Here is a 24,235-nt window from a genome sequence, read left to right as displayed (position 1 = left end):
GGTATGAGTAGAGTAAGAATAGTTGGAGGTACTATAACCAAAACTACAGGAGGAGATCACAATATTTATTCTGACGGTAATATTGTTTATAATTCTGGTACATCAGTTAGTTTAACAAGTGATACAGGTATTACTCACGGAGAACCTAAAGATTTGCCTGTACAAATAGTTAATGAAGCTGTAAAGGAAATTGAGCTTTTGACAGCTTTGGATCTGGGGTCTAAGAATGATAGGTCAGGAACTACTCAGCTCGGAATGATTTTTGGGAAAGCATATCATTTTAAAGTAAAGAGTTATGTTAAAAGTCCTCCAGCAAATATCAGAGATATAAAATGGATGATTAAGTACCATAGTTTATCACAAAATAAGTGGTTGGAAATACCTCTTTCAACAAAAGGAGATTCAGTAACAATAACGATGAATGATGAAGATATGTGCGGACGTTTTGTTTATGTCCGAGCATATATAAAAGATCCAGAGAAAGAAGGTGAATATAAAGAATGGAAACATAATCGTTTTAGATGGTTTGATAGAATGTTTGTTGAAGACGAAATAACTGACCGTACAGACAATGGTAAACCTTGGTTAATTAACCAGTCGGGAACTTCTTTGTGTGGTATGGCATGTATATTTTATTTGTTTGCTAAAGAACAGCCAGACACATATAAAAAATTTGCAAAGCAACTTTTTAGAACTGGAGTTGCTACTGTTAATAGTTATACAGTAAAGCCAAGTATTGAAGTTTTAGATAAAAACATTAAAATTATAAAAAATGGTAGCAAAATAAAACAAATAATTCCGAATACAGGCGCTAATGGTATGCCATTTGTAGATTATATCACAATGGCCAGTACAAGGAATACGGATAATTCAAGTTACAAAGGAGGAGATGAAGAATTTCAGGCAATTAATTGGCCGCCATTAATGACTACTTTAAGTGAAAAATTATTAGGCTTCAAAGATGTTCATTCTAAAGGTGTTTACAATCCTGTAAAGTCTTTGGCTTATACAACATTGGATGTTGAAAATAAAATTAACGATATAAATAAACAATTAAGTTCTGGGTATAGATTAATATTAATGATAGACTCTGATTTAATTGACGACGTTTGGGATATTTCCTCTTTAGACTTGCATTGGGTTGTATTAGAATCTCCAATTACTTGGAATTATAAGCCTGGACTTTTTGGGGCAAATCAAGATGAAATAGATTTCAATGTTTATACTTGGGGGACTGATCCATTTGGTAGTTCTAAATATTTAAGAAAGAAAATAACATCGAATCATTTTATGAATAATTATAATGGCTATATCAAGTTAAAATAAATAAAAGGAATGAGGAAAAAAATATTTTGGTTTGTACTTTTTATTTTGGCAATTGGATTGTATATATATTTAATGGATCGTAGACAAAATAACATAAAATCTGAAATTTGCACAAATTGTACAAATGATACAATCGTTAATTTAAGAAACGGAGACTTGTCATTAATTTTTAGTAAAAGATATGAAAAAATGACTAAAGAGAAAATGACAATGCAGGTAATAAGGAAAGGTCAAGTTTTTGGAGAATTGAACTATACAAAAAAAAATGGTAATGTTGAAATAAAACCAAAACAGCATAAATTATATACCACTGACAGTTTAAAAATAACATTTAGTAATAACAAATCTATATACATTCATGGGTTTGAAAACGAGGCTGAATATGCATATGGAGAACATTTTATAGGTTGTTTTTTATTGTATTATAGAGTAGATAATCAGGAAGGACAAACTATTCACGACGGATCCAGAATTAACATTCTATGATCTTTACCAGTAGAAAAGAGAGGGGTTGAAAATCCTCACTTAGCATATTTAGCAAAGATCGATTCTGAAACAGGAAGAATTGATGTTGTAAAAAACTAAGCCTCTCCATAATATGAGCATCTCGCTCGTGATATTTGTAAGAATAACTTAATTGAACTCATGAGCGAGACGCTTGCACCAGCGTGGGATAACCCGATCGCGCAGATTTATCTCCGAAACTATCGCTTGGATTTGTAATCCGTGCCCACAAAGAATTGTTTATAATTTGTTTTAGTGATCTTTATTCTGTCAAACTGTTGCGGGCACGGATTGCAAATCCGCGCTATCGGGTAAAATTAAACAAGAGATACCATGAAATTATTTTGGAAAATTAATCTATATATAAACTTAATAGTATTTATCTTATTCTTTATTTATGTTGTTTCTATAAAGTTTGAAATAATAAATTTCTCCATAAGTTTTATATTTTTTATATACGGAGCTTTTTTAGAAATAATTCAAATACCTATTTGTCTAATAGGATTATTCTTTAAAAATAAACCCAAAAGAGTTTGGTTATTTTTTTTAATGATGATTGTGTTTCTCATTACGAAAATAACGCTTTACATATATGTATTAGGTAGTGGATTGTAAAAGATAAAGTGAGTAATTAATCATTTTAATGTGAAAAATTAGATGTATTTCTCTCGCAGGCTAGAGTATCTCGCTCGTGATATTTATTAAGAATAACTAAATTGGGTGCACGAACGAGACGCTCGCGCGAGCAGGAGATTATCGAAATGCAAATAAGTGTAGCTCTTCTGAATATGTTGCTAATGGGGAAAGGGTATGGATAAGGTTAGATCCACATTTTAAAAATTTGAGTCTAAAAGAAATTAAGATTAAAGCATCAAATAATAAAGAATATGATTATAAAATAGATACTTTAAGTAATCTCAATTTTTATATAGATTCGAAGATTCTAGTTGAAGATACTTTAACTATTTTGCTAAAAGATAAAATATATAAAATTTATGATTTCAAAAACGGCGTCAAATGCAGGACAGGATAAAGGTAATTTTCATTGCGGTATTCTCAATGCAACAATAAATGGTAAAGTTTATAATTTTTACGGCTATAATGAGATTTTTCTAGGAAAAGATTTTTAAAATGCATCATTTTTATGGCAAATTATAATGGATACATTAAAGTTAAATAGAATATTATTGATATTTTTTCTTGTTTTGTTTAGTTGCAACACGCAAGAAGCTAATAACTGCAATACTTACGTGGCCGGAGGAGAAGGCTTTTGGATATCTTTTAAAAACTTTTCAAAGAAGTATTCAGAGAAAGATTTAAAACATCTTAAGATTTATGTTAAAAACAGAAATGTTAAATATATCAAAGAAGATTTACAAGATTATTTGTATGCAAATAATTATAATATCGGTATATCAGAGAAAATATTATTGAAGGATACCTTAATAATTAATGTTAAAGATGAGATAATCAAAATACACAATTTCTCTAATCTGATTGAGGAAGGATTTGATCAAAGTCATAGAAAAATTAGAGTTTGCCGGTATTGTACATCGACAATCAATAACAAAAAAATAGAAGATCAAGGTAATAATATTATTATAGTTGATTTCGATGAGCTATAAGTTTTGATGATTTATCAAGAGAAGTTATCACGAGCGGACGCTTGCGGGAATTAACACTTACGAGAGAGACGCTCGAACTATAGCGGGGTATCCTACAAAAATTACAAGCCAATTACAAAAACAGAATTAAAACAACACAATGAGACAAGATCGAATAAAAGACAGAGTGCTAAAAAGAGCAGCTAGGTCATGGGGCTTTTCAGATGTTGAGATGGAAACATCTTTCGATCCTGTTGTATCAATGATGCTTAATGCATTGTCTTACGAACTGGAGAAAGTAGCCCATGAACTTGAAGACTCTAAAACAAGAGTTGTAGAAAGAGTTCTAGAAATTATGTTTCCAGAAGTTACGGCGGGAGTAAAGCCAGCAAGAGCCATTTTGCATGCTTTGCCAATAGATAATAATATGAAAGTTTCATTGCAGAATCAAATGTCGGCAAGTCGAAGAATTCATAATATTTACAATCCGTTAGCCCCAATAACCAAAGAAATTGCACTTTCGCCGACATTAGAAGTAAAATTAGCGTCTGCTGAGGTAAAGTATATTGCTTACGAGAGAAACTTATTCGAAATTTCGAATCTTTTTTATAAAGATGCGATTCGTGATTATAAACATTCTCTTCCTTCTGGTATTGTGTTTATGGGAATTGAATTAAAAAATCCAAAAGCACTGGATTTGGAAGATTTAATGCTGTACATCGATATTAAGAACACGCATCAGAAAGAAATGTTTCATTACTACTTGAAACAAATGAAGTGTTTTCAGGATGATGTACAAATCATGGTAGAAGAAGGATATAATGTTCCTATAAATAACATTGATATAGAAAGCATTATAAACCGCAATTATACACATTTGAGCGAGATAATGCAGGAGGTAAATGAGTTTTATTTTGATAACTTTTACACGCTAAAAGGAGCATTAAAACATAAGCCTATTAGAGAATATGGTGAAGAATACAAATGTTTTGAAGCGATAACAAATAGAAATGATAATCCTATTATTTGGGTGAAAATGGTTTTTCCAGAATCTTTAATTCCTCAAATATTAGATAATGTTTCTTTTACCGCAAATTGCTTTCCAGTAATTAACAAAAAGAAGCACATTATAAATAAAACACTTGGTAATTTCTTGTCGTACATTGCTTTGGAAACAGACAATAATATCTATTTGGATGTTGATACTGTTGTCGATGGATTCAATAATCATTACGAAATAAAAGAATTTAAAGATGGTGTTATTGAAGAAGGAAATGCAGTATTAAGAACGGGTGGAGTTTCTAGATTTGATTCTAGAAGTGCATCAGAACTGCTTCAGAACGTATTAGATCTTTTAAAAGATGAAAGTTCTTCTTTTGCAGGTTTAGGAAAAGACTTTATGAACAGTTCTTTGGTTGAAATTAATCAGCTTTTGGCTTCTGTAGAGCAGCAGGCTAAAGAAAGTAGTTTTTCTAAAAATAATGATCCTTATTTAATGATTAAACCAAAGTTTGATGAATCTTTAGGGAAATCATTTTCAATACATTATTGGTCTACTTGTGCAGAAGAAGGAAATGATATAAAAGCAGGAACTGTTTTAGAAACCAAAGAAGATATGCAGTTTGTAAGTAAAGAAGCCGTACTGATTACCAATACTGTTGGCGGAATGAACAAACAAAATAATAAAGATAGAATTTTAGCATACCGTAATGCTTTGCTAACGCGCGGTAGAATTGTGACGTTTGCAGATATAAAGGCGTTTGGATTTAATCATTTTAAAAGCTGTATTTTAGATATTAAAATAGAGAAAGGAACTCGAAAAGAGATTTCGGTAAAAGCAGGTTTTAGCCGAACGGTCGATATTCATTTAAAAGTAAATCCGATTGAGAAAGAGTATCTATCGGCAACAGAATGGGATTATTTGTGTGAGAGTTTTATGAAGAACTTAAAAAACAGATCCTCAAATGTATTTCCGTACCGCCTTTTTATAGAAAACGAATAAAACAAAACGCCAGAAACTTAAAGTTCTGGCGTTTTTGATTTACTGAAATCTATTTTGGTTTTTACTGGTATTTCTTATCTGTAAGTGTTTTCATAAAAGCTACGAGTGCTTTTTCTTCCATTTTAGTCAGCTTTAGTTCATCAAAAGGGAGCGTTTGATTTTCGACTTCGTAGCCTAAACCTTGACCGCCTCCTTTATTGTAAAAATCAACGACTTCTTCTAAAGTTTTAAAAACACCATTGTGCATATAGGGAGCTGTTACAGCTGCATTTCGAACTGTTGGAGTTTTGAAAGCGCCAACCAATTGAGGCATTTTATTGTATAAATACCGTCCTTGATCTACGCTCAATTTCTTACCGGAAACATCTTGAGGAGTTCCAATAACTTCATTTTCGCTTTTTGAATAACTCGGAGGAACGGTTCCGTTAAACAAAGGCGTAAAGTGACAGGTTGCACATTTTGCTTTTCCCATGAAAAGATTCATTCCTTCTATTTCCTGATTGTTCAGAACATTTTTGTTTCCTCTCATGTATTCGTCAAATCTTGAATCGAAGGCGTTTAAAGAACGCACATAACTCGCAATAGCATTTTGAATCTGCCAAGCTTCGGGTTTTGAAGTTTTTGGATATGCTTTTTTGAAAAGGCTGATATATGCTGCATTCAATAGAATTTTAGCGTGAATAGCATCCATTGAACCATGCATTTCATCTTTGTTCTGAATTACGTCGACACTTTGTTTTTCTAAATCTAATTGACGCATATCCCAAAATTGAGCATTTTGTAAAGAAGCGTACGTAAGAGTAGGTGTGTTTCTTGCAAGATTAGACCCTGTTAAGGAAACGTTTGTTTTTAAACCATCTGTAAATGCTTTTTCTGGATGATGGCAACTTGCGCAGCTTCTGTCGTTATTTTTGGAGAGGCTGGTGTCATAGAATAGTTTTTCTCCCAGTTTGGCTTTATCTGTGGTATAATTGTAATCTTTAGAAAGTACAAACGCATTTACATCAAAAGCATCTTTATCAAACAATGTTTCAATTTCGGGTTTTAAAGGACTTGTTTTCTTAACGTTTTTAATGTTTTCTTCTTTCTGAAAAGTTTTAATTTTTTTCGAAATCGGATTCAAATATTCTGTTATAAAAAAGGCTCGGTCAAAAGCATTGAAATTATTGTTTTCTTTACAATATTGCTGTGCTTCTGCGATTAATTTCTTTAAATCGGCTAATGCTTTATTATCGGAATTAATGATTTCAAGAGGTTTAGAAATTGATAATAAACTTTCTCCGGCTTCAGGAATTGAAGATTGTAAAATTGGACTATCAAAACCTGTAATTCCTAAAGCAATAACACGAAATATATTCTGTTCAAGTGCATCCAAAACATAATCGTCAGAAATAGTGATTACTTCAAATGTGGTTTTCAGCTGCTTTATGTTAGATTGAAAAATATTCAATTCTCTTATGACATTTTCTTTATCCTCGATTTTATATTCAGGATAAATCATTTCTTCGATTACTTGAAAACCATGTGGCTCAAAAGATCTGTTTTCTTCCAGTTCCATTTCATCCAAGGCTGGACCATTCATAAAACGAGCCGTTTCGGGAATAAAATATTCAATTGCCCATTCCGCTTTTTTATACAACAAACGTGATTTTTTAAACTGTTCTACAATTTCTTTTGGAGAAGCATCACGGTCTACCAGCTTTTGAAATTGGGTAATTTCATTGCTTAATTTGTTTAAGTCAACAAGAAGATTCTGTTTGATTGTTGTTTTAGAGGTTTCATTTTTTTGACACGAAAAGAACAAACAAAGTGCTAAAAATAGAAATGAAAAATATTTTAATTTCATAATAGTGTTTTAATAGCAACAACCCTTATCGAAAAATAAGGGTTGTTAATAGATTTTGACTGAAATTATTATCTCTGTACGTTTCTGATAATTACAGTTTGTCCTCCCTCTTTGTTGGTTTGAGTTCCTGAACCGTCTGCATTTTTGAATGCATCACTTTGCCATGTGTGCGGATGAATGTTTACGGTAAAAGTATCTGGAACACCAATGATATCTGAAATATCTTCCATAGCACCAAACTCCCAGCTTCCTAATCTCATTTCGCCAGTTTGGTTGTATAAAGTATTCCAAGCCGCATCGGTTCTTTTGTGGTTCATATTTAACCAAGGTTTGTTTTGCTTTGTAGCAATACTATATTGCCAGATATATGAATCGTGTTTAGCATCGGCATAGTAGCTGTCACCATCTTCTTGAATGTAAACGTAGTTCTCTGTTACACATAAGTTATCTGGGTTAATAATTCCAGTTCCTGGAGTACTGTCACCTTCAACGGCTAATTCTAAAGTTCCTTTTAACGGATTTGCAGCATCTAGTTTCACTTTGTAAACTCTTCCCCACATTGTGTAACCGTCAACAGGAGCATTGTTAGTTGCTTGACCTGTAGCAGTAAAATAAACTTCTCTATTGTTGCTTGCGCTTCCTTTTCTGTAATCTACGTCTTCAACTCTAGAAAAACGAATCGCTTTTAAGTCGTTAACAGTTGTATTGATAACAGCGCCAGTAAGGTTTTTTGCATTTGGAATTTCAACAAATTCAACAGGATAACTGCTATTTAATTTGATATCCGTTTCAACTTGATTTCCATCAGTTCTTTTTAAGGCATATAATTTTCCGTTAGACAAATCACCAACAGTACTCACATACATAATTAATTGTCCAGCACTTACGTGTGAAGTTGCGTAAGATTGATCTTCACCAATTAGAATTACGGTTTTTCCTGGATAAGCTTCTTTAGGAAGCGGAACAGCGTTTTCCATACTCGCTTTTCCTAAAGCGGGTAAAACTCTATCTTTTCTTGCTTTATCTGAAGATTGTCCCAACGGATTGATTCCGTGCACCATACTTTCTTGTCCGCTTTCTCCAGCAGTTAAGAAGATTGGTCCAAATCCGTGAATTTCTGGAGTTGCCAATGTAGCAGAACACAAACGAGTTAAACCACCAACGCCATCAACAATATAGTCACCTTTTACTGGTTTGAAAGTTTTGTCTAAATAAACTCTTGATACAGATTGCAGAATTTCGTGGTTGGTAATCAAGATATATCCATTGCCATTTGGATCTTTCATTAATCCAGCTCCATCAGGCTGTGCACCATAAACAAAAGAAGGAGATTCTGGAAGAACATCTGTACTAGCAATTAAAGTACTGATTTTTAGATTTTCAAAACCTGTCATTGGATAAACAAAAGGTGGCACTTTTGAATGCGAAGTAAAATCGATACTAGCATTTACACTATTCGAATCTTTGTCGTCATTTTGGCAGCTTATTACAGAAAGGCCTGCAATTCCAAGCAAGGTAATTGATTTTAAAAAGTTAGCTTTCATAATTGTTTTTGTGTTTTTTTTGATTACGACAAAGCTATCTTTCAAAAACAAAATACAGGTTATGGCTATTTTTCTTTTTTGCTAATTTTTATAAGTCTAGTATTATTAAATGGTAAATTATAGTGCTTAAATGTAAAGTTAAGATTCATAAAAAAATCTTAAGGTTTGAAAAGCTGATTTAAATTAATTGCTTTTTTCTCTCTCAATTTCTTTACAATCTTAAGAAAAGCAATGGCAGTGATGTAGGCATCGCCCAGTGCTGTGTGGCGATCTTTCTTAGAAATATCAAATTTGTCTGCAAGATCATCTAAGGTGTAATGATCCTTTCGTTCAAATAAATGAGATTGAATTAAAGTCTTTTTATACAAATATGCCGTGTCTAAGGTTTTGTTCGTTAAAAGAGGAAGTCCGTTTCTTTCTAAAGCTTTATTAATCATTGTAACATCAAAAATAGTATGATGCGCAATGATAATGGAGTCTCCTAGAAAATCTAGAAACTGCTGTAATGCCTCCATTTCAGTAGGACGTTTAATTAGTAAATCTTTTAAAATACCATGAATCTGAGCGGTCGATTTATCGTAATGATCTTGTTCTAAATATACTTCAAAACTTTCCTGAACATTAATAATTCCGTTTTGAAGAACTAGTGCGCCAATGCATAGAATACGGTCATTTTCATAATCAAAACCAGTTGTTTCGGTATCCAAAACCACAAAACGAGTTTCTTCAATCGTAATATTTTCATCGAATAGATTATTCTCTTCTTTTTTCCAAAAATTAAATAAACTCATTATTATACTAGATTTGAGATATTAAAACGCACCGAAATAAGTTCCTGAAGTTCCTTAATGGTTTTAAAAGTGCGTTTCAGCTTAATTTTTTCCATTTTGGTCAAAGATTCCAATTCGATAAACTGACCAGAATCATGATGCAGAAGACCCTGCTTGGTTCTAAATTTTAATAAAGCTTTGAACGAATAGGAGCACGATAAATACAATTCTCTATTGTTAGGTTCCAGTTCTGCTAATTTCTCAAAGCGCTCTGCTGTATTGCTAATCGATTTTATTGAGTGTGATAAAATTAAAACGCGTGCAGCATCGGTTAATGGCATTAAAGCTCTTCGTTTAATATCAAAATTATCTTTGTTTGCGCCATCTTGCTCCACCAAAAACTGTCTAAAGAAACCCGTAGGAGAAGGGCTTTGCAGAGCTCCACTCACCAAATGCATATAAAAAATAGGATTTGCTTTTAAATCTTCAAAAATATAATCAGACAATTGATTTGCTACTTCGGTATCTCCGTAAGTTAAACTATAATCAAAGAAAATAAAGGACAATAAGACCTCATTTTTCCCCGGATTTGTAATCCAATGATGCACATTGCTTTTCCATTCGTCTACACTCATGCACCATTTTGGGTTTGAAGCCATCATTTCGGCAGGACAATAATCGTATCCAATTTCAAAAAGCCCTTTATTGACAAGTCCGGCAAATTTTAGAAAATAGATTTTAGTTTCTTCTCTAAAAACTTCATTAACATTTTCATAAACAATGGCATTATCTTGATCGGTATGTAACATTTGTTCGCCACGACCTTGGCTTCCAAGCGCGAGCCAAGCAAATTTCACAGGCGGCGGACTGCTCATTTTTTCTAAGCAAATCTCAATAACACGAGTGGTGCAGGCTTCGTTAAGTTCGGTAATGATTTTAGTAATCAAAGTCATCGGAATATTTTGATCCAAATAACCTTGTAATAACTGCATAATACGATTACGAATAGGTTTTATTTCCTTAATTTTTTTAGTTCGTTTTAAGGCTTTAATTAAAACTGCAGGATTGTTTCCGAGCGCAACCATAACGTCGTGTTTCGATAAAATTCCAACCGCTTTTGTATTTACCGTTCCATCTTTCGTCAAACACAAATGGCTGATATTGCTTTTCATCATGGCCATTTGCGCCTCAGTAACCGTCATTTTTTTAGGATACGTAATAACAGGTTTAGTCATTATCGTTTCGGCAGTAGTTGTAATTGGAAAATCTCCTGTAACGATTTTATTTCGAAGATCTTTATCTGTCAAAATACCAATCGGAAGCATTTCATCAACAATCAAAATAGCACCGACTTTCTTTTTATTCATAATCTTCGCTACTTCCTTAACAGTGGTTGACGGACTGCAGGTAACTATTTTTTTAGAATATTTTATGGGTGCCAAGTCAAAAGAATGATTGCTCGAATGCAGATTTTCATTTAATTGATCATCACCATATAATTTATCTTTATGAATGTCTGAATAAGGATTTCGAGTATTCGAAGCATAACTTTCAATCAAGAAATTACCAACATTTCTATTCTCGAGTGCATAAGGTTTAAAAACTGCAATAGGAATGGCGTACAAAATGCTTTCTTCGTGAGCGACCGCTTCCATGATATAATTTTCTTGTGCCAATAACGGACGCAATCCAAAAATATCGCCTTCATCGCACATATCTAAAACGGTATTTTTAGTGCTTTTTTTAAGTGCAACAGCGCCTTTATGAACCACATAAAAAGAATCGTGGGTTTTGTCATTTTCAGCAAAAATGACAGCATCTTTTTCTTTATAAATAATAGAAATCTGTTCAGAAAGCTTTTCTAAATCTCTCTGATGAAGAAAATTAAACGGCGGATAATTCTTTAAAAAATCGGCAACTCTCTGCGAAATGGTATTTTTCATTTGGTTAGATTAGAGTTCTAATGTACTATTTAAAATAGAAATGTAAAAGAAACACGTTTGTTTTTTTAGTTACAGAGGGATAAAGATTCAGAGTTGCAAAGTTTAAAAAATGAGAATAAAAAAACTTGGAGACTTTGTGCCTTTGTGGCATAAAAAAAGCTCCAAAATTGGAGCCTTTATTATTTAATCAACTTTATAAACCGTTCCTCGCTGTTTTTCTTCAGAACCAACCAAGCCAAATTCGAAAGTATAAGAATCTTTAGAAGTATTTAAAATCTTCATGCTGATTGCTTTTTCTTCAGCCATATTTTTAGGATGTTTCTTTTGCAACACGTACTCACAGTCACTTACCCAACGTATTGTAGCAGTATCGGTTTTTCCTTCGTAAGTTTCAATTTCAATATCGTCTTTACGTTCAAAGTAAGTTGTTTTTTTTACGCCATTGACATCTGTTTCAAATTTGAATTTTCCGGTTTTAAAATCCTTGCAATTGTGTTCTGCATTATAGCATGAAACTAAAGCTAGAAAAGGGAATAAGAATGCTATTTTTTTCATTTTAATTAAGTTGTTTTTTTAGAGCTAGAGATTTCATTTTTATGTCACAAAAAGGTCTTCGACTTCGCTCAGACTGACAAACGGGTCATTTCAATCTTTTTAACTCATCATCGGTAAAGTTCTTGATTTCTTTTTCTTTGGCAAACTTTTCAGCATTATAATTTCCCGATTTGTTTTTCGGAATCGATAAACTATTCCATTCACTGTTTTTCAGCTGTTTGGCATAAAAAACAATCTGTCCGACATGATACGGATAATGTGCCAATTGTCGATTTATAGCTTCTATAACCGTATGGCCTTCATTTCTAATATAAATAATGTCCGAAAGCTGATTGGGTTGTAAGCTTTCAATAGCATTTTCGAGACAATTCCATCCTTTATTCCACAGTTCAAGAACTTCATCTTTAGATTGTAAATCATTTTCAAATTCAGAATCTCTGTTGCGCCATTCTTTTTCACCATCTGTTGTAAGAAAATCAGTCCAGCGGGACAGCATATTGCCCGAAATGTGTTTTATTATTGTAGCAATGCTGTTGGTATCTTCATTTACCGAAATAAAAAGCTGATCTGGTTCAAGTTGATCCATTGCTTTTTCGCCAAGCATTTTATAATACAAAAACTGCTTTTTAACGCTTTCTAAATAAGATTGATCGGCACTCATAACTAAACGATTTTGATATCATATTTATCTAATAATCCGACAATTCCTTCTGTAGAAAATTGTGCTTTTTTCATCGGATTAAATTCTGGATCGATTTTGTAATTGTAAGCGGTTTTAAAATTGACCGATGCTAATTGTGTTTCATTAAAAATAGCTCCATCAAGATCGCAATTATCAAAAACGGAACTCGTTAAATTGGTTCCAATAAAAGTTACTTCGCGAACAGAAGAATTAATGAACTTAGTTTTTGGCATTTTTTTGTTTGAAAACAATGCATAATCGAGAACGCATTCATCAAAATAAACCTGGAATAGAAAATCGTCACATTCGTTAAATGCAATTCCGAGAAGTTTACAGTTTTTAAAAGTGACGTTCTTTAAACTTGTTCCTGCCAAACTTGTCATTGATAAATTACAATCAATAAACTCGCAGTCAAGAAAGGTATTAGAATTGAAATTGCTGTTAGAAAAGTCGCAGTTTTTAAAAACACAATCTTCAAACTCGCGATTGTTTATTTTCTTATCAATATAAACAATTTTCTCAAATGTTTTCTGAATGTGAATTAGAGCTTCCATAAGTGTTTTTGAAATTTAGGGTTTCAGTTCTTAATCGTTAAATATACCTTTCATAATAATTTTCAAACCCAAAAAGATCAAAAGCATAGAACTCAGGCAAGCCACAATTCCGATTCCTAAAACAAGATAATGCCAGTTGGTATGCTGATTCATAAAAGCATTATAAATCAATGTTGGGCCAAGAAACATTAAAGGCAGCGCGCCTGATAAATATTTCACTCCTTTTTTTAGTAATTCTTTATTTGTTGCCATCTTTTTTGTTTCAATTTTAAGGTTGCAAGCTGTTGGCTTGTATTTAATCGCAAAGTACGCTAAGTTTTTTATATGCTATATTTTTATAATGACAAAGTTCGCAAAGTTTTGGACAAAAACCTTGCGAACTTTGCGGTTAAACGACAATAAAACTTTTTAATTTTTATAATTGTCGACAGCATTTCTTACGCTGCCATATTTTTTCAATAATTCAGACGCTTCGTCATACGAAACTGAAATTTCATCCATAATCATTTTTACACCACGATCAACCAGCTTTACATTGCTTAACTGCATATCGACCATTTTGTTTCCTCTTACTTTTCCTAACTTAATCATAGCTGCAGTCGAAATCATGTTTAAAACCAGTTTTTGTGCAGTTCCAGCTTTCATTCTTGAGCTTCCTGTTACAAATTCTGGTCCAACTACAACCTCAATAGGAAATTGCGCCGTCAGTGCCAACGGACTTCCTGCATTACAAGTAATACAACCGGTGATAATATTGTTTTGGTTACAAGTTTCTAATCCGCCGATAACATACGGAGTTGTTCCCGAAGCAGCAATTCCGATCACAACATCATTAGAATCGATTTTATGGTTTTGAAGATCAATCCAAGCTTGTGTAGGATTATCTTCTGCGTTTTCTACTGCACGTCTAATTGCTGTGTCGCCACCTGCAATAATGCCATTTACTAAGTCGAAAGGAACGCCAAAAGTGGGCGGACATTCAGAAGCATCAACAACACCAAGTCGGCCAGAAGTTCCTGCTCCAATATAAAACAATCTGCCGCCAAGTTTTAATTTGTCGACTATCTGCGGAATCAAAGCTTCTATTTGTGGTAAAGCTTTTTCGACTGCATAAGGTACAGTTTTATCTTCCTGGTTTATATTAGATAACAATTCATGAACAGACATCTTCTCTAAATGTTCATATTTTGAGGCTTGTTCAGTAGTTTTCGTAAATGTCATTTTATCGTTATTTAGACTCGTCAAAATTAATATATTTTATTTCAATCTTGCAAAGTCTCAGAGATTTAAAATCATTTTTTTTCTTCTATTTTTTTCTCTCTAAAGACGGTTTTATTGTGGCTTTGTTACAAAAACGAAAATATTATATTTGTCTAATATAAAAAGATAGATGGATCAATTAGATTTACTACAGGGAATTGCTCGAATTTCTGTTTTCGTTTCCTTATTAATGGCATTTTTTCTGCTAACCGTTAAAACAGAAAATAAACTGGCAAACCGCTTGTTTGCTTTGTTCTTTATTTTTTCGGCAATTGATCTTAGCGGTTTTTTTATGTATCTGTATACAGAAGATCACAGAAATTTAGAAATTTTTAGAGCAACTTTCTGTTTACTGGGAATGCCATCATTTTATTTGTATGTTTTATCTGTATGTTATTCAGACTTTAAGTTAAAATGGAAACATCTCATTCATTTGCTTCCTTTTGTAATAGTCAATTTAATTTTTATACCAAGAATATATTTAAGTATTGTAAATGGCAACTTTATAGGTCCTTTAAATGAAATGTCTGAGATCTATTTTATACAGATTTTAATAGAATTTCAGTACGTTTTTTATATCGTAAGTGTATTTTTGATCTTGAAGAAATACAAAGAAATTTATCTAGAAAACTACGCCAATCCGAGCGTTTCTACTTATAAATGGCTTTTTCAAATGACATGCGTGTTTCTTGTTGCACATTCTATTGTACTTTCAAAAAATATATTGAGGTATAGTGGTTTCAAAGAAGTTTTTTTGTGGGCAAATGTCCTTGTTGGAACTATAGCTTTATTTATAACGTGCTGGTTTATAATGAAAGCTTTAAAATATCCAGAACTTTTTAGAGGTGTAAATTCTAAATTAGTATTAACAAAAGATATTTTGCCAGAAATTGATGAAAAGCCAGAAGCTGTAAACCAGCAAAATGATTTGATCAATGCACAAATTAGTACTTTAAAACAATATATGACTGAGAAAGAACCATTTCTCGATCCGTCGCTTACTATTCAGGAATTGGCCAACCAGATTAGTATTCCTGTTCGCGATTTATCTATTTTAATTAACCACCATATCGATCAGCATTTTTTTGATTTTGTGAACGAATATCGCATTCAAAAAGCCATGCAAATTTTAAGAGATCAATCAAAAAATCAATTAACTGTTCTAGAAATATTGTACGAAGTTGGTTTTAACTCCAAATCTTCTTTTAATACTTCATTTAAAAAATATACCAATTTAACCCCAACAGCCTACAGAAATAGCTAAAAATAAAGGGTTTGTAAAAAGTCGAACGCCTTGCCTATATAAAGTCGAACCAATTTCTATTTGAGAAAATGGTTCGACTTTTTTTGTCGGTCGCGTAGGAAGATTTTCTAAGGCAACTTTGCTTCAAATTAATCGAACAAGTTAAAATTAGAAATCATGAAAAAATTAAATCTCCTAGTCTTTTTACTATTGCCTTTATTTTGTTTAGCACAATCAACACTAAAAGGAAGAGTCGCTAGTGAAACGAAATCTTTAGAATGGGCTGAAATTTCAATATTAAATAAAGAAGGGAAAATTATTGATGGAACTACGACTAAAGAAGATGGTTCTTTTGAAATCAACCTAAAAAATGACTCTTATAAAATTGAAATCAGTCTTTTGGGTTTTGCCGATTATGAAAAAGAAATTTCATTAGAAAAAAACACCGATTTAGGAACTATTATTTTAAAAGAAAACGAAACCAAATTAGTTGAAGTTGTGGTTCAGTCTAAAAAGAAAACTATTGAACAGAAAACAGATCGTTTGGTTTATAATCTAGAAAACAATGTTACAAATGTTGGAGGAGACGCTTTAAGTGCCATTAATACTGCGCCTGGAGTTGTAGTGAAAAATGATGTAATAACCATTTTAGGAAAGGGAACTTCGCGCGTCATGATCGACGGACGTTTAATTGAATTGACTGGCGAAGAACTGAACAATTTCTTGAAATCAATTTCGGCAGCAGATATCAAAAATATTGAAGTTATAAGCAATCCGCCCGCAAAATATGAAGCAGATGGAACAGGTGGACTTATTAATATCATTATGAAAAAAGGAGTCCGCGATTCGTGGAAAAATTCGATTACAGTTTCTTACGACCAGAATAAATATGGAATTTACACTTTGAGAGATAATTTTTTCTATAGCAAAAATAAGTTTAGATTTTCGGCAAGCGTGAATGGTAAAACAGGTTATAAAAATGCTATAGAGAATTTATATATGTATTTTCCTGATGGACTTTCTACAATGGATGCCGATACAAAAGTTAAAAATGAGAATTTTTCTGGAAAATTGGCATTAGACTATGATTTGTCTGAACGTACAACAATTGGTTTTCAGTTTATGAATGACAGAAATAATCCTGATTTTGGATCGGATATTAGAATTGAAAAGTACAATACGCAAAACGAATTACAGCAGGTTACATTGAATAAAAGTTTTACAGATAAAGGTTCTAAAAATCAGACTTATAATGCGCATTTGATTACCAAATTTGATTCGAAAAAGAAATTATCCTTTGATGTGGATTATTTCAATTACAACTCAAAATTTGATAGAGATTTTATAGCGAACAATTTTAATCCAGATATGGAATTTATTGATGTCAATCAGGCGGGAAGAAATATTTCCAATCAAGATATTGATAACTGGAGTTTTAAGGCAGATATGGAACATCCGTTTGAAACTTTTAATTTGTCTTATGGGGCAAAAATGAGTTTTACCAATAGCATCAGCGATGTGGTTTTTTACAATACTATTACTGGCACTCCAGAATTAGATCCTAGTCAGTCAAATCAATTTAAATACACTGAAAATAATCAGGCGTTTTACATTAACGGGGATAAAAAACTAAATGAAAAATGGAATCTGCAAATGGGTTTACGATTGGAGAACACACAAACAAGCGGATTCTCTGAAACCATGAATCAGGAAAATGTAAATGATTATTTGAAGTTGTTTCCAACTTTTTATGCTTCGTACAAGAAAAACGAGAACAATACTTTTAGTTTGAATTATGGAAAAAGAATCAACCGACCACGTTTTGATTTGCTGAATCCGTTTAGAGTTTATATTAATAGTAACAGTTATTCTGAAGGAAATCCGTTTTTAAAACCTTCATTTAGTGATAATTTTGAGTTTGCTCATTCATATAAAGAAATTTTGAGAACCAGCGTTTTTGTGAATTTAGTTTCAAATGGTTATGGCGTTTTGTTTACTTCAAACCCAGAAACGAATACACAGATTGTAACGCGTGAAAATTATTTTAAAAGTATAAATTACGGTGTTGGAGAAACTTATTCGGGCACTTTTACAGATTGGTGGCAGAGTGAAAATAGTTTGTACTTTTTAGGCGCTCAAACGGAGTTTATAAAAGATATTAATGCAACGCCATCAAATAGTTTACAGATTGATTTTACGACGAATAATACTTTTGTATTAGGAAAAAGCACTAAACTTCAAATTGATTTTAATTATAGTTCGCCTTTTAAAAGTGGTTTGTATGAGATTGGTTATGTTTCAAGTTTTGATATTGGTTTTAAACAGGATTTGTTGAATAAAACGCTTCAGATTGCATTTTTGGCCAATGATATTTTTAATACTTCTTATTTGAAAGATTTCACTTCGGTTGTAAATGGAGTAAAACAGGTTTATAGCCAAAATGAAAGTAATCGTTTTGTGCGTTTGTCTTTGGTTTACAATTTCGGAAATAAAAAGATTAATGTGAAGGAGCGTGCTTTCGGAAATCAGGACGAGAAGAAGAGGGTGGGGAATTAAGGAATTAGATAATTTTCATTGGGCTTCGACTTCGCTCAGCCTGACACGCGAGTAAAACTTGAAACCTGAAACCTGAAACCTGAAACAACTAATGCCAGCCTGAGCGAAGTCGAAGGGCAACTAACAAAAGAGCTTCGACTCCGCTCAGCCTGACACGCGAGAGTAAAACCTGAAACCTGAAACAAACTAATGTCACCCTGAGCGAAGTCGAAGGGCAACTAACAAAAGACTTCGATTCCGCTCAGCCTGAAATGCGAAAGTAAACCTGAAACTTGAAACCTGAAACATGAAACTTTTTCTTGCGTGAGGGATAGGAGCAAATTACCGAAGTAATGCGGATAGCCCGACCGAATTTGCGAAAGGCGCACGTAAGCGGTTTGTTAAATTGCGCCTTTTGTAAATTTGGGCACGCCCAGATGATTATAAAAAGAATGCCAACAAAATTCCTAGAACTATCATAGAAACTTTGGCAATATTGAATTTATGTCCTTCGCTGCTTTCAAAAATGATTGTTGAGGAGATGTGGAATAAAATACCTATTACGATTGCTGTTATTTCGGTGTAATATTTACTTAAAAAGGGTAAATATTCTGAAGCTACAGTTCCGAGTGGCGTCATGATGGCAAACGTCAGCATGAAGGCAAAAATGGCTTTTTTGTTTAAATCTGCATTGATGAAAAATGTGGTTAAGATAACCGCAATTGGCAGATGATGAATGGCAATTCCTACTGCTAAACCATGATGATGGCTTACTGGAAACCCTTCTAAAAAGGCGTGAATACAAAGGCTGATAAATAAAAGCCATGGAATTTGAGACATTTTTGCGTGACCGTGAACGTGTCCATGTTCGGCACCTTTTGAGAAAAATTCAAGTACGATCTGGAATAAAATTCCGACCATTATAAAGATTCCGATATTATGATTGTGCGATTCGTAAACATCTGGAAGAAGATGCATTACGGTTAAAGATAATAAAAAAGAACCGCTAAATGCGAGTAGTAATTTTAAATTATTTTTGTTTTCTGGTTTTATAAATAAAGCCACGCCATATCCTAAAAGTACAGAAAATAAGGGTAATAAATAGTTCATTTGTATTTGTTTAACCGTTGATTTGTTTAATCGTTTTTTGCTTACCGATTAAACGGTTCAACAAATAAATGATTAACTAATTTACTTAAAAATCATGATTAATCTTTCGCTTTCGGTTTTATGGAATTTTTTGAGTTTGTAGTCTCCAAAAATGTCTAAAAGAAAAATTCCAGCCTCGTCCATTAAATCCTGAAAGTCTTTCAAAGTTAGTGCTTTTACTTTTTCTGTAAAATGATATTTTCTGCCTTGGTCTTCAAAATCAATTTCTTTGAAAATATGCCCGTCTTCGACATATCTTTTGATGTGAAAATCTATTTCGTCAACTGTTTTTACTTCTTCGGGAACAAGATTTTCAATAACGTTGGGTACATTCATGAAATCGATTACAGCAAAACCGTATTCTGATAAGCTTTCTTTAATTGCTTTTAAAGTGGTCAGATTGTCTTCGTCGCTTTCAAAATAGCCAAAACTGGTAAAAAGATTGAAAATAGCATCAAACTTTTCTTCAAAAGGCTCGCGCATGTCGTGCACTTTAAAATGAAGGGTTTCATTGCTGTTTTTGCTAGCTTCGGCGATGCTGTTTTCAGACAAATCTGCGCCTAAAACATCGTAGCCTAATTGATTTAAATAAATAGAATGACGGCCTTTTCCGCACGCTAAATCCAATACTTTGGCTTTCTCGGGCAAGTTGAGATAATGCGTTAAATTGTCCATGAAAACCTGAGCTTCACGATAATTACGATCCTTGTAAAGAATATGATAATATGGCGTGTCAAACCACGAAGAATACCAGTTTTGATTGTCATCTTCTTGATTTTGGATTGGTGCGTTATGTTTTACAGACATTTATTCTATTTCAATTAATTCAAAAGTCCGGCAAATTTAGTGTATTTTTGCCGAAAAATAACTATTTCGCTTCGATACCTATTTATAACAGTATAATAAAATGTTATAGCGATTAGCTTTTTTTAATTGAAAAAGAAATGGAAGAAAATTTTAAAATGATTGCCAAATGTTTTTTTGGCTTTGAAGAAATACTAGAAAAAGAATTACGCACACTTGGCGCTCAAGATGTTGAAAAAGGTGTGAGAATGGTAAGCTTTAAAGGAGACAAAGGTTTTATGTACAAAGCCAACTTGTCTTTGCGTACTGCCCTTAAAGTTTTAAAGCCAATTTATTCTTTTAGAGCTAATAATGAACAGGCTTTGTACAAAGGAATTTTGGGTATAAACTGGTCTAAATACTTAAATGCGAATCAGACTTTTGTGATTGATAGCACGGTGCATTCGACTTATTTCAATCATTCTGAATTTATTTCTCAGAAATGTAAAGATGCGATCGTAGATCAGTTTAGAGAAAGAACAGGACAGCGTCCAAGTATTGATAAACAGTATCCAGATTTGCGTATAAATATTCATATTGACAAAGATCAGGTTTCGGTTTCTTTAGATACTTCTGGAGCTTCGCTTCATCAGCGTGGTTACAGAACGGCTACTAATATTGCGCCTATTAATGAGGTTTTGGCAGCTGGAATTCTTTTATTGTCTGGTTGGGATGGTCAAAGTGATTTCTTGGATCCTATGTGCGGTTCTGGAACTTTCTTGGCAGAAGCAGCTATGATTGCCTGCAATATTCCAGCAAACATTAACAGAAAAGAGTTTGCTTTTGAAAAATGGAAAGATTGGGACAATGATTTGTTTGATATGATTGTTGATAGTTTAATGAAAAAAACTAGAGAGTTTCATTATACAATTAAAGGTTTTGATAAAGCCCCAAGTGCTGTAAGCAAAGCGAAAGACAATATTAGAAATGCTAATTTAGAAGATTATATTAAGATTTACGAAGAGAACTTTTTTGATACAGAAAAAGAAACAGAAGGTAAACTGCATATTGTTTTCAATCCGCCTTACGATGAGCGTTTAGATATTCAAATGGAAAAATTCTACGCCAGCATTGGAGATACTTTAAAGAAAAATTATCCAAGAACAAATGCTTGGTTTATTACAGCCAACCTAGAAGCCTTAAAATTCGTAGGATTAAAACCTTCCAGAAAAATCAAACTTTTTAACGGAAGCCTTGAAGCACGTTTGGTAAAATACGAAATGTACGAAGGAAGTAAGAGAACGAAATTTCAAGTCTAAGTCTCTAAGATGCTAAGAGTTTTAGCAAAATGGGAAAAAGAATAATTTTAAATAAATATCAAGTTTCTAAGAATATAAGTTGCAAGGAAAAAAACTTAGCATCTTAGCCTCTCAGAACCTTGGCAACTCAAAAAAAAATGTCAAAACTACAACTACGCGCTTTTTTATACCAATTGGCTGCTTTTGCAATTTTATTTCTTTTATTTAGATATTTGATTGCGGCTTACACGGGATTAACTGGAATCTGGATTCCGATGACGGCATTTGTAATAGGAACTATTATTGGACCTAAATTTCAGGCGGTAAGAACTAAAGACGGTGAAAAGCTTTTTATGAAATGGCTTTTTATAAAAGGAATTAAAGAAATCGGATAATTTGGAAAATATATGAGGAAAATTGGACTTATTGGAGGAATCAGCTGGGTTTCTACATCTGATTATTATACTTTAATTAATAAAGGAATTAATGAAAAACTCGGCGGACTAAATTTCTCTGAATGTCTAATCTACTCTTTTAATTATGCTGATATTAAAAAGAATAATGATGCCAACGACTGGGATTCGACTTTTAATATGTTGCTAAAAGCGGCAGAAGTTTTAAAATCGGGTGGGGCAGAAGCTATTGTTTTATGTGCCAATACGATGCATTTAATTGCAGACAAACTGCAGCAAGCTATTGGACTTCCGCTTATTCATATTGCTGAAGAAACAGCAATTGCAATTCAGAAAAAAGACTTGAAAAAAGTCGGTTTGCTGGGAACAAAATTCACAATGGAATTGGATTTCTTTAAAGATAAACTTGCTCAAAAAGGAATTGAAGCAATAATACCAATAAGCGAAGCTGACAAAGATTTTATTCATTACACCATTTTCGAAGAATTGGGAAGGGGAATTGCAACTGAAGAAACGAAAAAGCGTTATCTTGAAATTGCAAATGAATTAATCAAAAATGGAGCAGAAGGCATTATTTTAGGATGCACCGAAATTCCGCTAGTAATAAAAGAAGGAGATTTAATTGTCCCTATTTTTGATACAACTTTAATACATACACAAGCAGCGATTAATTTTCAGTTAACTTAAAAAAGATGCTAAGATTCTGAGATGCTAAGGTTCTAAGTTTTTAATCTTAACAACATAAAAAAGCGGTAAATTCAAGTTGAATTTACCGCTTTTTTTTAAACTTAGTATCTTAGAGTCTTAGAAACTTAGCATCTCAGAAACTTAGCATCTTAGAATCTTAGCATCTTAGAACCTTAAAAAAAACTATTTTTTCTTTTTAGGCTCTTCTTTTTTTACTGTTTCAGATGCCATTGTTTTTTTCTTGTAAATTGGAATAAAGTAGGAAACTGTGTAGTTGAAACCAATTCCAAAACTTCCATCATAAGTTCTGTTAAAACCTGGAATATAAAGGTTTTCAAAATTATTTGGTTCTTTATTAGAAGTCAGAAGTTTAAGCTGAACACCGAAACCAACAAATACATTTTTCACAACTTGGGCTTTTAGTCCTAATGCAACTTCGATCCAAGTAGCGGTAAGGCCGCTATATTTATTGTCTGTTGCTATTGGAGGTAATTCTCCCCAATACGGATTCGGGTTATAGATCTTATAGCTATGCAATTCTTGCGCAAAACTACTAAATCCGCCACGTAGTCCTATCGTGATAAGGTTTTCCATATCAAGCCAGTTTTGATAAAAATTATAGTCAAAACCTGCTTTTATATAAGTTCCGTTAGCAGAAGAAGTCAAACGGTCATCTTCTGTAGTTTTATCTTCGTAGCCTAATTCTGCCGCTAAGAAATACTTTTTGGTTAATCGCCAGTCTCCAACAAATTCTACTCCTTTATAATCTTTGTCATAAAGACCACGAGTAAGTTTATACAAATCAACACCAACACGAAGTCCGTAACGGTCTGTTTTTACAACGCTATCTTTTAGGGCTTGAGCTTCCTGAATTTCTGGTTTTGCCGTTTTTACAGTTTCTGTTTTTGGCTTTTTAGTCGCTACTGTGTCCTTCAAATTTTTAGAAATCTCAGGAACATCCTGCGCATAACCTAAAAACATTGAAAACAATAATGAAAGACTAGAAATAAACTTTAATGTGTGTTTCATTTTCAGATTCAATGTTAGGGTTTTCTAAATCAACTTCGGTCATCCAAAACGTATCTCCGTCTGGATCAGTATGTACAAAAGGCAGAATATTTTTTAGCTGAAAAATAGTTTTAAAGCCACAAGCTCTCGAAACGTATGCATTTTGCGTGTTATAGTTAAATTTAATAACATCTGTATTGATGGCTGTGGTGCTTAACGAGCTGTAAATAAACTTAAAGGTTGCTGTAGTATCATTGACCTTTAACGGGATTGATACCGTACTTCCGCTTGTTACATATCTCAATGAGTCATCTTCTGCAAGACTCTCATTAAAAACAATCCCTTCTTCCATTCCGTCACCAATAACTTTTAAGTTGGTAACATTTTTTGTTTTCGTCGGACTAGAAATATCATAAAATGTCATAACCAATCTTGGTGTAGTTGGTGTATTGGCATCGCAGATGTCATCTTTCTCGCAGCTAGATAAGCCGAAAGTGAAGAGCAGTAAAAGAGAGATTAATTTTTTCAT

23 protein-coding genes are annotated in these 24,235 nt (G+C 32.8%); 10 read left to right on the top strand and 13 right to left on the bottom strand.

Features of this window, described 5'->3' with window-relative positions:
- Window positions 1–3: 3 nt before the first annotated feature.
- From ACFO3N_RS11315 to ACFO3N_RS11295, 5 genes are all read left to right on the top strand, one after another.
- Window positions 4–1,326 carry a hypothetical protein gene (locus tag ACFO3N_RS11315; protein ID WP_379797794.1) on the top strand — a complete coding sequence of 441 codons (1,323 nt, stop codon included), beginning with the start codon at window positions 4–6 and terminating at the stop codon, window positions 1,324–1,326.
- A gap of 210 nt (window positions 1,327–1,536) precedes the next feature.
- Entirely contained in the window at window positions 1,537–1,812 is a 276-nt protein-coding gene (locus ACFO3N_RS11310) for a hypothetical protein (RefSeq protein ID WP_379797792.1), read from the top strand.
- A gap of 1,013 nt (window positions 1,813–2,825) precedes the next feature.
- A complete protein-coding gene (locus tag ACFO3N_RS11305; protein ID WP_379797789.1) occupies window positions 2,826–2,960 on the top strand; it encodes a hypothetical protein in 135 nt (44 codons plus the stop codon).
- 27 nt (window positions 2,961–2,987) lie between these two features.
- Window positions 2,988–3,455: a hypothetical protein gene (locus tag ACFO3N_RS11300; RefSeq protein WP_379797787.1), complete on the top strand. Its 468-nt coding sequence runs from the start codon at window positions 2,988–2,990 to the stop codon at window positions 3,453–3,455.
- Between the two features lie 139 nt (window positions 3,456–3,594).
- Entirely contained in the window at window positions 3,595–5,436 is a 1,842-nt protein-coding gene (locus tag ACFO3N_RS11295) for a type VI secretion system baseplate subunit TssF (RefSeq protein ID WP_379797785.1), read from the top strand.
- A 61-nt stretch (window positions 5,437–5,497) separates the two neighbouring features.
- Here the strand turns inward: ACFO3N_RS11295 and ACFO3N_RS11290 are convergent, their stop codons facing one another.
- The 9 genes from ACFO3N_RS11290 to murQ all read right to left on the bottom strand — a co-directional run bounded on the left by ACFO3N_RS11290 (window position 5,498) and on the right by murQ (window position 14,551).
- Window positions 5,498–7,282 carry a cytochrome-c peroxidase gene (locus tag ACFO3N_RS11290; protein WP_379797783.1) on the bottom strand — a complete coding sequence of 595 codons (1,785 nt, stop codon included), beginning with the start codon at window positions 7,280–7,282 and terminating at the stop codon, window positions 5,498–5,500.
- A 68-nt stretch (window positions 7,283–7,350) separates the two neighbouring features.
- A complete protein-coding gene (locus ACFO3N_RS11285; protein ID WP_379797781.1) occupies window positions 7,351–8,826 on the bottom strand; it encodes a PhoX family protein in 1,476 nt (491 codons plus the stop codon).
- 158 nt (window positions 8,827–8,984) lie between these two features.
- Complete coding sequence (locus ACFO3N_RS11280) at window positions 8,985–9,617, bottom strand: 3'-5' exonuclease (RefSeq protein WP_379797779.1); 633 nt, start codon at window positions 9,615–9,617, stop codon at window positions 8,985–8,987.
- 2 nt (window positions 9,618–9,619) lie between these two features.
- The gene (locus tag ACFO3N_RS11275; protein ID WP_379797777.1) at window positions 9,620–11,539 is read right to left on the bottom strand and encodes a DUF294 nucleotidyltransferase-like domain-containing protein; all 1,920 of its coding nucleotides are present in this window, start codon (window positions 11,537–11,539) and stop codon (window positions 9,620–9,622) included.
- 183 nt (window positions 11,540–11,722) lie between these two features.
- On the bottom strand, window positions 11,723–12,094 hold the full coding sequence (locus tag ACFO3N_RS11270) for a DNA topoisomerase IV (RefSeq protein WP_250835502.1): 372 nt from the start codon (window positions 12,092–12,094) through the stop codon (window positions 11,723–11,725).
- Window positions 12,095–12,179: 85 nt separating this feature from the next.
- Window positions 12,180–12,755, bottom strand: a complete 576-nt coding sequence (locus ACFO3N_RS11265; protein ID WP_379797775.1) for a DUF1572 family protein — start codon at window positions 12,753–12,755, stop codon at window positions 12,180–12,182.
- A gap of 2 nt (window positions 12,756–12,757) precedes the next feature.
- The gene (locus ACFO3N_RS11260; protein WP_379797773.1) at window positions 12,758–13,330 is read right to left on the bottom strand and encodes a pentapeptide repeat-containing protein; all 573 of its coding nucleotides are present in this window, start codon (window positions 13,328–13,330) and stop codon (window positions 12,758–12,760) included.
- A gap of 30 nt (window positions 13,331–13,360) precedes the next feature.
- A complete protein-coding gene (locus ACFO3N_RS11255) occupies window positions 13,361–13,582 on the bottom strand; it encodes a DUF6095 family protein (RefSeq protein WP_095930955.1) in 222 nt (73 codons plus the stop codon).
- Between the two features lie 156 nt (window positions 13,583–13,738).
- Window positions 13,739–14,551, bottom strand: a complete 813-nt coding sequence (gene murQ, locus ACFO3N_RS11250; protein WP_379797771.1) for an N-acetylmuramic acid 6-phosphate etherase — start codon at window positions 14,549–14,551, stop codon at window positions 13,739–13,741.
- A 169-nt stretch (window positions 14,552–14,720) separates the two neighbouring features.
- Here murQ and ACFO3N_RS11245 point away from each other — a divergent pair, with 169 nt between their 5' ends.
- Window positions 14,721–15,854: a helix-turn-helix domain-containing protein gene (locus ACFO3N_RS11245; protein WP_379797769.1), complete on the top strand. Its 1,134-nt coding sequence runs from the start codon at window positions 14,721–14,723 to the stop codon at window positions 15,852–15,854.
- A gap of 156 nt (window positions 15,855–16,010) precedes the next feature.
- Window positions 16,011–18,389 carry a TonB-dependent receptor domain-containing protein gene (locus ACFO3N_RS11240; protein WP_379797767.1) on the top strand — a complete coding sequence of 793 codons (2,379 nt, stop codon included), beginning with the start codon at window positions 16,011–16,013 and terminating at the stop codon, window positions 18,387–18,389.
- Window positions 18,390–18,809: 420 nt separating this feature from the next.
- Here the strand turns inward: ACFO3N_RS11240 and ACFO3N_RS11235 are convergent, their stop codons facing one another.
- Window positions 18,810–19,478 (bottom strand): ZIP family metal transporter, encoded by a 669-nt coding sequence (locus tag ACFO3N_RS11235; protein WP_095930951.1) that lies wholly within the window; start codon window positions 19,476–19,478, stop codon window positions 18,810–18,812.
- A gap of 81 nt (window positions 19,479–19,559) precedes the next feature.
- Window positions 19,560–20,324, bottom strand: a complete 765-nt coding sequence (locus ACFO3N_RS11230) for a class I SAM-dependent methyltransferase (protein ID WP_095930950.1) — start codon at window positions 20,322–20,324, stop codon at window positions 19,560–19,562.
- A 137-nt stretch (window positions 20,325–20,461) separates the two neighbouring features.
- Here ACFO3N_RS11230 and ACFO3N_RS11225 point away from each other — a divergent pair, with 137 nt between their 5' ends.
- The 3 genes from ACFO3N_RS11225 (at window position 20,462) to ACFO3N_RS11215 (ending at window position 22,698) form a co-directional block, all read left to right on the top strand.
- Complete coding sequence (locus tag ACFO3N_RS11225) at window positions 20,462–21,619, top strand: THUMP domain-containing class I SAM-dependent RNA methyltransferase (RefSeq protein WP_379797764.1); 1,158 nt, start codon at window positions 20,462–20,464, stop codon at window positions 21,617–21,619.
- Window positions 21,620–21,756: 137 nt separating this feature from the next.
- Window positions 21,757–21,993, top strand: coding sequence for a hypothetical protein (locus ACFO3N_RS11220; RefSeq protein ID WP_095930948.1), 237 nt, complete (start codon window positions 21,757–21,759; stop codon window positions 21,991–21,993).
- A 12-nt stretch (window positions 21,994–22,005) separates the two neighbouring features.
- Entirely contained in the window at window positions 22,006–22,698 is a 693-nt protein-coding gene (locus ACFO3N_RS11215) for an aspartate/glutamate racemase family protein (protein WP_379797762.1), read from the top strand.
- Between the two features lie 183 nt (window positions 22,699–22,881).
- Here the strand turns inward: ACFO3N_RS11215 and ACFO3N_RS11210 are convergent, their stop codons facing one another.
- Window positions 22,882–23,727, bottom strand: a complete 846-nt coding sequence (locus tag ACFO3N_RS11210; protein WP_379797760.1) for a DUF6048 family protein — start codon at window positions 23,725–23,727, stop codon at window positions 22,882–22,884.
- Window positions 23,699–24,235 carry a DUF6452 family protein gene (locus ACFO3N_RS11205; RefSeq protein WP_379797758.1) on the bottom strand — a complete coding sequence of 179 codons (537 nt, stop codon included), beginning with the start codon at window positions 24,233–24,235 and terminating at the stop codon, window positions 23,699–23,701. Before ACFO3N_RS11205 ends, ACFO3N_RS11210 begins: the two co-directional genes overlap by 29 nt.

This window comes from Flavobacterium chungangensis (genome assembly GCF_042654045.1).
Taxonomy (GTDB): Bacteria; Bacteroidota; Bacteroidia; order Flavobacteriales; family Flavobacteriaceae; genus Flavobacterium; species Flavobacterium chungangensis.
This window is presented reverse-complemented; position numbering and strand designations above follow the sequence as displayed.

What these genes read in the sequence shown, in the direction of transcription:
- ACFO3N_RS11315 (WP_379797794.1), top strand. Translation starts at nt 4, where the DNA reads ATGAGTAGAGTAAGAATAGTTGGAGGTACTATAACCAAAACTACAGGA.
- ACFO3N_RS11310 (WP_379797792.1), top strand. Translation starts at nt 1,537, where the DNA reads ATGCAGGTAATAAGGAAAGGTCAAGTTTTTGGAGAATTGAACTATACA.
- ACFO3N_RS11305 (WP_379797789.1), top strand. Translation starts at nt 2,826, where the DNA reads ATGATTTCAAAAACGGCGTCAAATGCAGGACAGGATAAAGGTAATTTT.
- ACFO3N_RS11300 (WP_379797787.1), top strand. Translation starts at nt 2,988, where the DNA reads ATGGATACATTAAAGTTAAATAGAATATTATTGATATTTTTTCTTGTT.
- ACFO3N_RS11295 (WP_379797785.1), top strand. Translation starts at nt 3,595, where the DNA reads ATGAGACAAGATCGAATAAAAGACAGAGTGCTAAAAAGAGCAGCTAGG.
- ACFO3N_RS11290 (WP_379797783.1), bottom strand. Translation starts at nt 7,282, where the DNA reads ATGAAATTAAAATATTTTTCATTTCTATTTTTAGCACTTTGTTTGTTC.
- ACFO3N_RS11285 (WP_379797781.1), bottom strand. Translation starts at nt 8,826, where the DNA reads ATGAAAGCTAACTTTTTAAAATCAATTACCTTGCTTGGAATTGCAGGC.
- ACFO3N_RS11280 (WP_379797779.1), bottom strand. Translation starts at nt 9,617, where the DNA reads ATGAGTTTATTTAATTTTTGGAAAAAAGAAGAGAATAATCTATTCGAT.
- ACFO3N_RS11275 (WP_379797777.1), bottom strand. Translation starts at nt 11,539, where the DNA reads ATGAAAAATACCATTTCGCAGAGAGTTGCCGATTTTTTAAAGAATTAT.
- ACFO3N_RS11270 (WP_250835502.1), bottom strand. Translation starts at nt 12,094, where the DNA reads ATGAAAAAAATAGCATTCTTATTCCCTTTTCTAGCTTTAGTTTCATGC.
- ACFO3N_RS11265 (WP_379797775.1), bottom strand. Translation starts at nt 12,755, where the DNA reads ATGAGTGCCGATCAATCTTATTTAGAAAGCGTTAAAAAGCAGTTTTTG.
- ACFO3N_RS11260 (WP_379797773.1), bottom strand. Translation starts at nt 13,330, where the DNA reads ATGGAAGCTCTAATTCACATTCAGAAAACATTTGAGAAAATTGTTTAT.
- ACFO3N_RS11255 (WP_095930955.1), bottom strand. Translation starts at nt 13,582, where the DNA reads ATGGCAACAAATAAAGAATTACTAAAAAAAGGAGTGAAATATTTATCA.
- murQ (WP_379797771.1), bottom strand. Translation starts at nt 14,551, where the DNA reads ATGACATTTACGAAAACTACTGAACAAGCCTCAAAATATGAACATTTA.
- ACFO3N_RS11245 (WP_379797769.1), top strand. Translation starts at nt 14,721, where the DNA reads ATGGATCAATTAGATTTACTACAGGGAATTGCTCGAATTTCTGTTTTC.
- ACFO3N_RS11240 (WP_379797767.1), top strand. Translation starts at nt 16,011, where the DNA reads ATGAAAAAATTAAATCTCCTAGTCTTTTTACTATTGCCTTTATTTTGT.
- ACFO3N_RS11235 (WP_095930951.1), bottom strand. Translation starts at nt 19,478, where the DNA reads ATGAACTATTTATTACCCTTATTTTCTGTACTTTTAGGATATGGCGTG.
- ACFO3N_RS11230 (WP_095930950.1), bottom strand. Translation starts at nt 20,324, where the DNA reads ATGTCTGTAAAACATAACGCACCAATCCAAAATCAAGAAGATGACAAT.
- ACFO3N_RS11225 (WP_379797764.1), top strand. Translation starts at nt 20,462, where the DNA reads ATGGAAGAAAATTTTAAAATGATTGCCAAATGTTTTTTTGGCTTTGAA.
- ACFO3N_RS11220 (WP_095930948.1), top strand. Translation starts at nt 21,757, where the DNA reads ATGTCAAAACTACAACTACGCGCTTTTTTATACCAATTGGCTGCTTTT.
- ACFO3N_RS11215 (WP_379797762.1), top strand. Translation starts at nt 22,006, where the DNA reads ATGAGGAAAATTGGACTTATTGGAGGAATCAGCTGGGTTTCTACATCT.
- ACFO3N_RS11210 (WP_379797760.1), bottom strand. Translation starts at nt 23,727, where the DNA reads ATGAAACACACATTAAAGTTTATTTCTAGTCTTTCATTATTGTTTTCA.
- ACFO3N_RS11205 (WP_379797758.1), bottom strand. Translation starts at nt 24,235, where the DNA reads ATGAAAAAATTAATCTCTCTTTTACTGCTCTTCACTTTCGGCTTATCT.